The organism is Ureibacillus sp. FSL W7-1570, from assembly GCF_038593265.1.
GTDB lineage: Bacteria > Bacillota > Bacilli > Bacillales_A > Planococcaceae > Ureibacillus > Ureibacillus suwonensis.
In genome coordinates, this window is sequence record NZ_CP151979.1 from 1049702 (window position 1) to 1062200 (window position 12499).

At 42.6% G+C, this 12499-nt stretch carries 11 protein-coding genes and 1 other RNA gene; 4 read left to right on the forward strand and 8 right to left on the reverse strand.

Translation table 11 applies throughout. The features are described 5' to 3' along the window. Nucleotides 1-187: 187 nt before the first annotated feature. Nucleotides 188-616: a MarR family transcriptional regulator gene (locus tag NST13_RS05085; protein ID WP_342469118.1), complete on the forward strand. Its 429-nt coding sequence runs from the start codon at nt 188-190 to the stop codon at nt 614-616. Continuing rightward, nucleotides 613-1791, forward strand: a complete 1179-nt coding sequence (locus NST13_RS05090; RefSeq protein WP_342469117.1) for an MFS transporter — start codon at nt 613-615, stop codon at nt 1789-1791. Before NST13_RS05085 ends, NST13_RS05090 begins: the two co-directional genes overlap by 4 nt. 110 nt (nt 1792-1901) lie before the next feature. On the opposite strand, the gene NST13_RS05095 is transcribed toward NST13_RS05090, so the two are convergent. Beyond that, nucleotides 1902-4382 carry an ATP-dependent RecD-like DNA helicase gene (locus NST13_RS05095; RefSeq protein ID WP_342581574.1) on the reverse strand — a complete coding sequence of 827 codons (2481 nt, stop codon included), beginning with the start codon at nt 4380-4382 and terminating at the stop codon, nt 1902-1904. A 148-nt stretch (nt 4383-4530) separates the two neighbouring features. Between NST13_RS05095 and hisA the strand changes: the two genes are divergently transcribed. After that, nucleotides 4531-5277 carry a phosphoribosylformimino-5-aminoimidazole carboxamide ribotide isomerase gene (gene hisA, locus NST13_RS05100; protein ID WP_342471280.1) on the forward strand — a complete coding sequence of 249 codons (747 nt, stop codon included), beginning with the start codon at nt 4531-4533 and terminating at the stop codon, nt 5275-5277. Nucleotides 5278-5473: 196 nt separating this feature from the next. Here the strand turns inward: hisA and NST13_RS05105 are convergent, their stop codons facing one another. From NST13_RS05105 to NST13_RS05120, 4 genes are read right to left on the reverse strand one after another with little or no spacing between them, the layout of a single operon-like run. After that, complete coding sequence (locus NST13_RS05105; protein WP_342581575.1) at nt 5474-6142, reverse strand: tetratricopeptide repeat protein; 669 nt, start codon at nt 6140-6142, stop codon at nt 5474-5476. A 44-nt stretch (nt 6143-6186) separates the two neighbouring features. Then, nucleotides 6187-7308 (reverse strand): tRNA 2-thiouridine(34) synthase MnmA, encoded by a 1122-nt coding sequence (mnmA, locus tag NST13_RS05110; protein ID WP_342469114.1) that lies wholly within the window; start codon nt 7306-7308, stop codon nt 6187-6189. 17 nt (nt 7309-7325) lie between these two features. Beyond that, the gene (locus NST13_RS05115) at nt 7326-8477 is read right to left on the reverse strand and encodes a cysteine desulfurase family protein (RefSeq protein WP_342469113.1); all 1152 of its coding nucleotides are present in this window, start codon (nt 8475-8477) and stop codon (nt 7326-7328) included. Between the two features lie 17 nt (nt 8478-8494). Further along, complete coding sequence (locus NST13_RS05120) at nt 8495-8914, reverse strand: Rrf2 family transcriptional regulator (protein WP_342469112.1); 420 nt, start codon at nt 8912-8914, stop codon at nt 8495-8497. 129 nt (nt 8915-9043) lie between these two features. Here NST13_RS05120 and NST13_RS05125 point away from each other — a divergent pair, with 129 nt between their 5' ends. Next, a complete protein-coding gene (locus NST13_RS05125) occupies nt 9044-10339 on the forward strand; it encodes a replication-associated recombination protein A (protein WP_342581576.1) in 1296 nt (431 codons plus the stop codon). Nucleotides 10340-10527: 188 nt separating this feature from the next. Here NST13_RS05125 and NST13_RS05130 read toward each other — a convergent pair whose 3' ends face one another. The 3 genes from NST13_RS05130 to ssrS form a co-directional block, all read right to left on the reverse strand. Next, on the reverse strand, nt 10528-11040 hold the full coding sequence (locus NST13_RS05130) for a hypothetical protein (RefSeq protein ID WP_342469109.1): 513 nt from the start codon (nt 11038-11040) through the stop codon (nt 10528-10530). 228 nt (nt 11041-11268) lie between these two features. Continuing rightward, nucleotides 11269-12030: a tRNA threonylcarbamoyladenosine dehydratase gene (locus NST13_RS05135; RefSeq protein WP_342581577.1), complete on the reverse strand. Its 762-nt coding sequence runs from the start codon at nt 12028-12030 to the stop codon at nt 11269-11271. A 172-nt stretch (nt 12031-12202) separates the two neighbouring features. Next, nucleotides 12203-12406: non-coding RNA, 6S RNA (gene ssrS / locus NST13_RS05140), on the reverse strand. Nucleotides 12407-12499: the final 93 nt, after the last annotated feature.

Sequence of the window (12499 nt, forward strand, 5' to 3'; positions counted from 1 at the left end):
GATATATAACATTGCACATAGGTGATGATCCGGCATAGATACATCGCAATTCAGATAATGGGAAAGAACAGCGGCCATTAAGTCGGAAAGGTGAAAAATGGATGATTGGAATGGAACATTTTATTGACATATAATAGTTTAATGATATAGTTACCTAGGGTAACTATTTTATCGGAGGTGAAATCCTTTGGAAGGATTTTTTCAACATTATTTACGCTTGTATCGGCCACTGATCAATGCATTGAATGAACTTTTAGGCGAATACAATCTGTCCTATTCTTTATGGCAAGTCATCTATTTCATAAAGCATAACGGTCCGTCAACACTCGTGGAAATCGCCAAACGATACAATGTGGAGAAGCCGTCCATCACTCGCAGGGTGAACGCTTTGGAAGAACTTCGATTAATCGAAAAAAGGGAAAGCCGGGATCGGAGAGAAAAGGTGATTCATTTGACACCGTTGGGAGAAGAAATTTATGCATCCTGCCGTAAAAAAATATCGGGCTTCGAAAGAAAAATGTTGGAACACCTTACAGATGATGAACTGCAAAACTTTTTCCATACACTTTCGAAAATTCAGCAGCAATTTGACAGAAAAGAAGGGAAACATCAATGAATGAAACAAAACTATGGACGAAAGATTTTATTATCACGTCAACCATTAATTTTTTATTAACATCTGTCTTTTATCTATTAGTTGTCATAGTAGCCGTTTATGCTAAAACGGAATTTCACGCAACCACGAGTCAAGCTGGTCTTGCAACAGGCATTTTCATCATCGCCACATTAATCGGAAGACTGTTTATTGGCCGGGGCATCAATTCGATCGGTTATAAAAGGACATTGCTGATTGGCACTTGCCTTTTTGCATTATCAAGCTTCTTATATTTTATTCAATTAAATATCTGGTTCTTTTTAGTTGTGCGATTTTTGCACGGTTTGACTCTCGGTATTGCGGGGACGGCAACCGGAACCATTGTCGCCCAAGTCATTCCCAACAGCCGCAAAGGCGAAGGAATCGGGTATTACAGTATGAGTTCCACTTTGGCGACAGCCATCGGTCCATTTATCGGGTTGCTTTTGAGCCAGCATGTAAGCTTCTTGATCGTATTTGGATTATGTACTTTATTAGGAATCATCGCATTCATCACCTCATTCTTTATCCAAGTAACAGAGCCTGAAGAGGTGAAAAAGGCGGAAAAAGACGTTAAAGGATTCAAACTTTCGAATTTTATTGAACCGAAAGCCATCCCGATTTCTTTCATCATGCTCATTGCCGCATTATGCTATTCCGGGGTTTTATCTTTCATGAATTTTTATGCGCAGGAAATTGGCTTGGTGGAAGCCTCCAGTTTCTTCTTCTTTGTTTACTCCATCGCTATTTTGTGTTCACGTCCTTTCTCCGGGCGTCTGTTGGATGTGAAAGGCCCAAACTACGTGATGTATCCTGCGTTTATTCTTTTTTCCATCGGACTGATTGTTTTAAGTGCGGCACATAACAGTTTTGTACTGCTGTTTTCAGGGGTTTTGATCGGTCTGGGTTATGGCAACATGCAATCCTGCATTCAAGCCGTTGCAGTGAAAGTGACGACCATCCATCGAATGGGACTTGCCACATCCACATTCTTCATTTTCCTTGATGCGGGTCTGGGCTTTGGCCCATATCTGTTGGGATTTATTGAGCCGTATACGACTTACAGCCAATTGTATTTCAGTTTAAGTTTTGTCGTTTTGGCAACCGTGATCCTTTACTTTTTCCTTCATGGCCGTAAAGTGAAGAATTTTCAATAACAAACGGAAGCCGGAATTGGCCATTTAATATCGATATAAATAGAAAAACCGAACGTTGCTGACTCTCAAAATCAGAGATTCAAACAATCGTTCGGTTTTTTTATCACCTTTTATTCATCCAAAAAATCATAAGGGGTGATACCATCCATCCCTATCATCGGATGGATTTTGGGCGCTGTTTCCGCATTCAGGACAGGAGGAAGGGAAGTAGTATCGCCTGCCGTCTGCTGTTCATTGCCATCATCCGGTGAAAGAGGCACGATTTGTTCATCCTGCTTCTCCCCTTCCATTTTCGTTACCTGATTTCGATCATCATTCTTCTTTGCGGGATTCAATCGGGCCCTCAAAGTGGTAAAACGTTTCAAATCGTCCGTGCGCTGGATCCCTTTGACGAATTCTTCCGGCTCCCCGCATAAAATCAAAAAGTTTTTTGCTCGGGTGATTCCCGTATAAAGCAGGTTTCTTCGGAGCATTTTTGAATAGCTGCGGACAATCGGCATGATCACCGTCTGGAATTCGCTACCCTGCGCTTTATGAATGGAACAGCAATAGGCGAGGGTTATCTGATTCAAGTCGCCTCTGTCATACACCACTTCATTGCCGTCATAAGAAACAACGACCTTATCCTGTTTTTCCACCGTTTCTTTCGCTTGAAAAATCGACACGATTTCCCCAATATCGCCATTAAACACATTGCTCTCCGGCTGATTCACCAGCTGCAACACTTTATCGCCGATGCGGAAAACCGTGTCGCCAAATTTCACTTCTTTTCGAGTACCATCCACGTTTGGATTCACCAGTTCCTGGATTTCTTTATTCAATCGATCAATGCCTGCCGGGCCTTTATACATCGGCGCCAATACCTGAATATCACGGATGGATTGGCCCTTTGCAATGGCACTTCTCACCACTTGTGTGACGACGCTTGCAATTTGATCGGCCGACGCTTTAATAAACGAGCGATCGCCAGTTTTTCCCGTGATATTATCGGGGATTTGCCCTTTTTTGATTTGGTGGGCCATCTCGATAATCGTTGAGCCTTCCGCTTGCCGGTACACTTCCGTCAGCTCGATGGTCGGCACGATTTCTGACGCCAATAAATCCTTCAACACTTGTCCAGGACCCACAGGTGGCAATTGATCCTGGTCCCCCACGAGCACCACTTGGGCATCAGGCGAAATGCTTTTTAATAATTGGTGGCTTAACCATGTATCCACCATCGACATTTCATCAATGATGATGAGGCGGCCTTGGATTTCACGCTCCGACTCCTCTTCCTTCTCCTGGCCGTTAAACCCCAACAAACGGTGAATGGTCATGGCAGGCAGACCCGTCGATTCGGACAAGCGTTTTGCGGCTCTTCCGGTTGGTGCTGCCAACACAATCGGAAAAGGCTCTTCCTTCTTCGCATATTCCATTGGATTTAATGAAAGGCCATGAAGCTCCGCAAAGACTTCCACAATTCCCCGAATGACCGTCGTTTTCCCTGTTCCCGGCCCTCCAGTCAAAATCATGATGGAAGAATTTAATGCTTGTTCAATGGCCTTTGCCTGAGTTTCCGCATAAGTCACTTCCAAGCGATCCTCTGCTTCCCCGATCGCTTTCCGAATCTCGTCCTTTGAAAACTTTTCAGCGTGATCATTGTTTTTGGCAAATTGGAGAATTTTTGTTGCAATGCCCACTTCACTGTAATAGAGGGAAGGCAAATAAATCCGCGTTTCTTCCCCGCAAATTTTCCCTTCTTCCTCCAACTCAATAACCGCTTTCGATAAAGATTCATACGGAATTTCTTCCGGTTGGCTCTGTTCCAAAATCCCTTTGACTTCCGGCAACAGGAGTTCCGCCTCCAAATAAACGTGCCCTTCCGATAAAGCCGCTTGATTCAACACATGCAATACCGCCGCTTTCATGCGGTCAGGGTGAGCCCCTGTAATGCCCAGTCTTCTTCCCAATTCATCGGCTTTCGCAAAACCGACCCCTTCCACTTCTTCAATCAGCCGATAAGGATTTTGGGTTAACAGCTCAATCGTTTCTTCCCTATAGGTTTGATAGATTTTCATTCCCAATTGAGGCCCGAATCCCCATTCGTTCAATTGAATCATAATCCGGTCCAAACCCAAATTTTTCTCCAGGGTGCTTCGGATCGTCATTTTTTTATCTTCGGAAAGCCTTGGCACTTCATCCAGAACAAACGGATTTTCCATGATTTTTTTCAATGCATCGGTCCCCAATGTTTTTACAATGAGCTCAGCCGTTTTGGGGCCGACCCCAGGAAACAAATCGCTTGATAAATAGTGGATGATCCCTTGTTCTGTCTCAGGAACTTCCCTTTCAAAGGTTTCCACTTGAAATTGCAACCCGTATCTTGGATGATTCGTCAAATTGCCGATAAAACGATAGTGAAGCTCTTCATCCAAGGCCGGAAAATATCCGACTACAATAATCTCCTTTTCCTGATATTGCAAATTTGTTTCTTTAATTTTCACTTTCACAATGGAATACATGTTGGAGGCGTTATGAAAAATGGAAACGATGGGACGGCCTAAAACAAAGGTTTTCTCTGAATATTGATGAGCATGGTAATCCTCCATTTTCATACGCTCCTCTCCGGTAAAATCTCTTAATATCATATCATTTTTAAGGACTTTGATAAAATAGAAACTTCCCCTTCTCGATAAAATGAGAGACCAATGTTATCATTGTAATAAAAAAGAACAGTTGAAGGGATTCGTGAATGGAATGGAATTTAGACCTTGCATTGATTTACACGAAGGAAAAGTGAAGCAAATTGTCGGAAGCACTTTGGGTCAAAAGGACGTGGTTGAAAACTTCATTTCGGAAAAAGATGCTTCCTATTATGCCGAGCTTTTTAAACGAGATGGCTTGAAGGGCGGACATGTCATCATGTTGGGTCCTGGTAATGAAGAGCAGGCGAAACTTGCTTTAACTGCCTACCCTGGCGGCCTTCAAATCGGCGGGGGCATCCATGCGGACAATGCAAAGAAATGGATTGACATGGGGGCCAGCCATGTCATCGTGACCTCTTACATATTCCACGATGGAAAACTGGATATGGAACGATTGGAGCGTCTTGTTGAAGCGATTGGAAAGGAACATATCGTCCTTGACTTAAGCTGCCGGAAACGCGACGGGAAATGGTTTGTCGTGACAGATAAATGGACAAAATTCAGCGATTTTGAAGTGAATCAGGCAAACATCTCCTTCCTGGAACAATATTGCGATGAATTTTTGATCCACGCTGTCGATGTGGAAGGGAAAAAAAGCGGCATGCAGGAAGAATTGGTTCAAGATTTGGCGAAATGGACAAACATTCCGACCACTTATGCCGGAGGAGTCCGTTCCTTGGAGGATTTGGAACGATTTAAAGAATTATCCGGAGGGAAACTGCACGTTACGATCGGCAGTGCGTTGGATATTTTTGGAGGAAGCCTGCCATATCGGGATGTTGTGGAATATTGCAAATAAATGGGATTGCAAAAATGGCGAATGGAAATGCGGGAAATTTCCATTCGCTTTTTTATATGTATCTTCCTTCCCATGCAAATGGAATAATCCATAATGGCCAAAGCGGACAATTTATTGGCCGATCGTTATTTTTGCATGATCAAAAAAGCCGTATAGAAAGTCCCCGCTTTCTATACAGCTTTTTTTCATTCTCATCCTATTTTTCATTATTTAAACGCAGACTTATCATATCATATATATACCTTGCCTGATCATGCTCCGGCTGGATGGTGAAGGCCTGCTCCAAATGATGGAGGGCCTTTTCCGCATCGTCTGTCGAAAGGGCGTAAAGCACCCCCAAATTATAATGGGCATCCGCGTTCTTTTCATCTTGCGCCAATACATATTCCAACTCTGTTTTTGCCAAATCAAACATTTCCAACTTGCATAAAATAATGCCGTAGCTTAAACGGATTTGCAGATCGTCCGGCGCAAGTTCCGCCGCCCGCTGCATATATGGAAGGGCCAATTTCACCTGGTTTTCCTTCTCAAAACATTTTCCCAGCATGTAGTAGCTGTCGGCACCTTCAATTCCATACTCGATCGACTTCTGATAAAGTTTGGCCGCCTCCAAAAAGCGTTCCGAATTATAATACAAATTGGCGAGACCATAATAAGCCGTTGCCGCTTTTTCATCAAGGGTGATGGCTTTTTGGAAAAACCGTTCCGCCCGTTCAATCTCATTCATGGCAGCCAATACATTTCCAAAGTTGATGTAGCCGACCGGATCTTCCGGATTTTGTTCGATGGCTTCTGTAAAGGCTTTTACGGCATCTTCATAGCGTTTTTCTTGCAGCGCTTTGATTCCTTCTTCATTATAGTTCATCGTCTTCACCTCTCATGAAAAGAGGCGACCAAATCAGTCGCCCGTTATCCTACATACGTCAATTTTTCTCCGTTTTTAAACACTTCGTCGATCGTTCCGCCGCCTAAACATACCTCTCCATCATATAGAACGACGGCTTGTCCAGGCGTAATGGCCCGCTGTGGCACCTGGAACGTAATGACTGCGCGATGATCATCCAACAACTCCACTTCCACCGGCGAATCTTCCTGACGGTAACGGAATTTTGCCGTGCAAGCGAATTTCTTCGGTTTCGGTTTATTGGATGTAAAGCTCATATTGATCGCCTTTAAAGAAGTGGAGTACAGGGCTTCATTGTGGAAACCTTGTCCGACATACAACACATTCCGTTTTAAATCTTTTCCGACCACAAACCAAGGTTCCCCTGCTCCTCCAATTCCAAGTCCATGTCGCTGGCCAATCGTATAATACATTAATCCGTCATGTTTTCCCATCACTTTTCCATCCAGCGTTTCCATGTTGCCGGGTTGAGCCGGCAAGTAATTGCTCAAGAATTCTTTGAAGTTTCGTTCACCAATAAAACAAATGCCCGTTGAGTCTTTTTTCTTCGCTGTTGCCAGCCCCGCTTCTTCCGCAATTTCCCGGACTTTCTTTTTCTCCAGATGGCCGATTGGAAACATGACCTTTTTCAATTGTTCCTGCGTCAATTGATTTAAAAAATAGGTTTGGTCTTTATTTCGATCGACGCCACGCAATAAAACAACTTCACCGTCACGCTCTTCCACACGGGCATAATGCCCCGTTGCCAAATAATCCGCCCCAAGTTTCAATGCATGTTCAAGGAAAGCTTTGAATTTGATTTCCTTGTTGCACATCACATCCGGATTCGGTGTCCGTCCGGCTTTGTATTCTTCCAAAAAGTAAGTAAACACTTTATCCCAATATTCTTTCTCAAAATTCACCGCATAATAAGGGATTCCGATTTGGTTGCATACTTTGATGACATCTTCATAATCTTCCGTTGCGGTGCAAACACCGTTTTCATCTGTATCATCCCAGTTTTTCATGAAGATGCCGATCACATCATAACCTTGCTGCTTCAATAAATAGGCAGCAACAGATGAATCCACCCCACCGCTCATTCCAACAACGACACGAATTTGTGATGGGTCTCGAGTTTCTGTCATTTATTCCTTCACCTTTTCTAATTCAATGAATTCGTCATTCTTTTTACTATTCTTGCTGTTCTTTCCGCAGCTTGTTGAATGTCTGCCTCTGTCAATCCCAACCCGAAACTGAATCGAATGGAATTGCGAAGTTCCGGAGCACCTTTTCCGTACATTGCGACAAGCACGTGAGACGGGTCGATGGAACCTGCCGTACAAGCAGATCCGCTGGAAGCATAAACTCCATCCATGTCCAAATTCACAAGGAATGATTCAACATCCATACCTGGAAAACTGATGTTCAAGATATGTTTAAGGAAATATTCCTCATGTCCATTCACTTTATAAGAAATTTGTTCCTGTTCCAAAACCTCCAAAAAGATTTTTCGGAATTGGAGATAGGTTTGCCGTTTTGTTTCCATTTCCCGTTGTGCAATTTCAACGGCTTTTGCAAAACCGACGGCAGCATGGACATTTTCCGTTCCCGCTCTCCGTTTTCTTTCCTGGGAACCTCCGTAAAAAGTGGCGGTGAAAGGCGTTTTTTCCCGTTGATATAGAAAGCCGATTCCCTTAGGCCCATTGATTTTATGGCTGGAAACGCTTAAAAGATCGACATGCAGTTCATTCACATCGATTTTTTCCAGTCCATATGCCTGTACCGCATCCGTATGGAAAACCGCCTGATGGTTTTTCAGTAATTCCCCGATTTCTTTGATTGGTTGAATGGTACCCACTTCATTGTTTCCAAACATGATGGTCACTAAAATCGTATCTTCACGCAAAGCCTCTTTTACCGATTCCACCGAAATGCGACCGGTTTCATCCACGGGCAAATAGGTTACTTCAAACCCCGCTTTTTCAAGCTGTTCACAACTGTGTAGTACTGCATGATGCTCCACTGCTGTCGTAATAATATGTTTTCCTTTCGATTTTAAAGCTTGTGCCACCCCAAAGATGGCCGTGTTGTCCCCTTCTGTTCCTCCGCTTGTGAAAATGATTTCCGTATCTTTCGCACCGATGGATCGAGCCAATATGCTTCTCGCTTCATCCAAAACCTTTCTTGCATAGCGGCCTGCCGCATGGATGCTTGATGGATTGCCGTAAACATTCGTCATCGCTTCCGTCATTTTTTCAATCACTTCTGGGTGCACTGGTGAAGTTGCTGCGTGATCTAAATAAAAGGTTTGCATTCCGATAAACTCCTTTATTAAATGTAAAACATATATCCGTCATATTCGGTATCTTCGCTGTAATTTGCCAAATCCTCAATGGTTGTTGTATCAAGCACTTGTTTTACTGCGTCGCGGATTCGGATCCAAAGTTGTTGTTGAGGCGGCTCTTCATCTTCTATCCCCTCAACCGGCTGGATTGGTCCTTCCAACACGCGGATCACATCCGCCGCGGAAATTTTGCTGGGCGGTATGGCAAGTAAATAGCCCCCATAAGCACCGCGGACACTTTTCACCAAACCGGCGATACGCAAAGGTGATACCAACTGCTCCAAGTATGCCTCTGAAAGATTTTTTTCTTCCGCAATTTTGCGCAGCGGAAGAGGTCCATCCCCATAATGTTTTGCCAACTCAATCATAATTGTTAACCCATATCTGCCTTTTGTTGATATTCTCATCTTATACACCTCAAATTTCTATTTCCGATATTCTTAGTCAAGTATACCATAACACCTTTTATTCCACTTGGAAAAGGTCTATTATAATTTTATATGAAAACTTTTTATTAGTTCATCGGAGGATATACCATGCATAACGAACCTTTAGCTTTCCGAATGCGACCAAGAAATTTGGACGAAGTGGTTGGACAACAGCATATCGTCGGAAAAGATACCGTTTTATATAAAATGGTTCAAAACGGCTATGTGCCATCAATGTTATTATACGGTGAACCGGGAACCGGGAAAACTTCCATCGCTTATGCAATTGCGGGAAGCACAAAACTCCCTTTTTTTCCACTCAACGCGACAATTGCCGGAAAAAAGGATGTCGAACAAATTGTATCAGAAGCAAGGCTCAGTGGAAAAGTCCTATTATTTTTAGATGAGATCCATAGGTTCAATAAACTGCAACAAGATACATTATTACCCCATGTAGAAAACGGGTCAATCATTTTGATTGGGGCTACAACGGAAAATCCTTACCATGATGTGAATCCGGCCATCCGTTCCCGTTGCGGGGAGATTTTTCAATTAAAACGGCTGATCCCTGAAGAATTGGTGCAATTATTAAAAAGGGCACTGGCAGATGAAGAGCGGGGTTTAGGAAAATATTCCATCGACATTTCGGATGAACAATTGACGGACATTGCGATCGCTTCCAATGGTGATGCCCGGAAAGCCCTGACCCTATTGGAATCGGTCTTTCATGCTTCCGAAGAAATGGACGGTACGGTGAAAGTGGAAGACCGCATAATTGAACAATTGTCAAAACGCATAGGAGTATATGGGGATAAAGCCGGTTCCCATTTTTATAATCTATTGTCCGCTTTGCAAAAATCGGTCAGGGGCAGCGATGTAAATGCCAGCTTATACTATTTGGCTAATCTGCTTGAGTCGGGGGATTTGATCGCAGTATGCAGGAGATTGCTTGTGATGGCCTATGAAGATATCGGACTGGCAAATCCCCACGTGGGGGCCCATGTCTATGCCGCAACGGAAGCGGCAAAAGTGCTCGGTTTGCCTGAAGCAAGAATTCCGCTGGCCAATGCAGTGATTGAAATGTGCCTGTCGGAAAAATCCAATTCGGCATACAAAGCGTTGGACGCAGCCATTCAAGCAATCCATGAAGGAAAAACCGGCGACATTCCGATGCATTTGAGGGATGCCCATTACGCGGGAGCGAAAACGCTCGGCCATGTCGGTTATCAGTATCCCCACGACCACCCTATCGGCACTTTTGGCGGATGGGTCAACCAGCAATATTTGCCTGACAATCTTCAGAATGCGGAATTTTATCACCCGGTGATTGCCGGTGAAGAGAAGCGGATGGCGTCAATCTATGAAAAATTGAAGGCATTAAAAAAATCGAATGAAGAAAAGTGATGCCTCCGTTCATTCCGATGAAAAGTGCCCCATTGCCGCAAGATGGTTTTATTTCCCCACAAAAAAACCCCTAATTTGGTAAATGGATTTTCTCTCATTCATCTACCAATTAGGGGAATTTTTTTCGGGTAATCTTCTATTCTTCTCATAAGACTTCAAACTCATTAACCGTCATTGTTACACGTCAATCAATTTAGTACTTTTTGAACGCAATATGCTTTGAAATTTTCCAAACAATCAGCCAATCCATTATTTTTATCAAAATAATATTTTTCAAAATGAGCATTTTCATTGAATAATAAATCGTAAGTTTGACTGATTTCCTGCAAAAATTCGAAATTGCGCCCTTGCACATGAGGAAGGCAGCCTGCCGCATCATGCAATGCACTTTTGATCAGTTCTTTTTGTTCTTCGGTCATGTCTTTTTGGAGATTCATATATGCAACGGTTTTAAAATACAAGATCCTGCTGACATTGTCTATGAACAATGACCAGTACATTTCATTGTCCGGCAATCTTCCATCGTGTTCTTGAAGATAATTTTTGAAATAAGCGGTGAGTTCATCCAGCAGTTCTTTTAACTCCTCATACGCTTTATCCCATTTTTGTGACGTATCGATATAATTGAAAAGTATCCCATCCAATTCCTCTTGAAGCTGGAATAAATTTAAGATGCCATTCGTCACCTGAATTCTTGGCATAAAATACCCCCTTTGTTTGTGGTTGAAGCTATTATAAATATAACAATAAAACTCTTCTTTTATTTGCTGAAATAATAAAACGTGAAAAAAATGTATTAAGTCTGGTCTTTTATCTTCATTAGTAACAATTTTCGGAATTTGGGGGTATTTCAAAAAAATGCATCAAGAAGCATTGGATTTGAATCTGAAATTCAAAAATTGCGCTTGAAAAAACGGCACTTTGGCAGCTTATTGATTTACCCGCTTAATTGGAATATCTTTTAAAATCGAATTGATTACCCAGCTTGCACAAATCAGACCACAAACGGACGGACAATAAGCATTGGATGAAGGGGGCATTTTGGCTTTTCGGATTGGCGCATCGGGATTCCCCACTTCTTCCACAACATCAGGTCTGATCACAATTGGGGATTCATCGGAAAAGACAACCGTAATCCCTTTTTTGATGCCTTCTTTTCTCAATTTCGTACGGATCACTTTTGCCATTGGATCTGTATGGGTTTTTGAAATGTCTGCAATACGGAATCTTGTCGGATCCGTTTTATTTGCGGCTCCCATGCTGGAAATGATCGGAATATTCCGTTTTAAACATTCTTTCATTAAATGAATTTTATAACTGATGGTGTCAGAAGCATCGATGACATAATCAATGTCATATTCAAACAGTTTTTCATAAGTTTCTTCGTTATAAAACATATGCAGGTGGATGACTTCACAATCCGGATTGATGTCCGCAATCCGTTCTTTCATCACTTCCGCTTTCGGTCTTCCAATCGTCGATAAATAAGCGACCAACTGGCGGTTAATATTGGTGATGTCGACCACATCTTTATCCACTAGAATAATGCGGCCGATGCCGCTGCGGGCGCATGCTTCCGCAGCAAAGGAACCTACTCCGCCAATTCCCAAAATGGCGACGGTTGTATTTTTCAACTTTTGCAATCCTTCTTTACCAATAGCCAATTCATTTCTTGAAAATTGATGTAACATACCTTTCTGCCTCTCATTCTAATTTTTCTCATCGGAATTATAACATAACATAATGTTAATAGGGTATACGTTTCTATTTCCAATTGATTTTGTTCAAAATAAAAACTCCCCCATCTACATGGAGGAGTCATATTCCCGATTCGATTTTTTCAAGAGAATCCCAAAAAAACGGACGAATCCCGAAAGTGCCGTAGTGCGTAATTAACACTGTTTTGAACCCGCAGCTCGGCAGGTGGGTGCCCTCACTGACTCTTTAAACGTCCCCTGTATGGCGTTCAAATGGGGCATGTTTGCCAAGCCAGGATTTGGGCTCCCTATTTATAGGTGTTCGGTCAAAACTGTTAATGTAGCGCATTCACGCACACTTCAGGATTCGTTTGATTTTATGATAACATCCATTAACCAATATTGCAATGAATATGAAATGGAATACATTATTTTTTTGCTACTATTGTTAATAATCTGATTA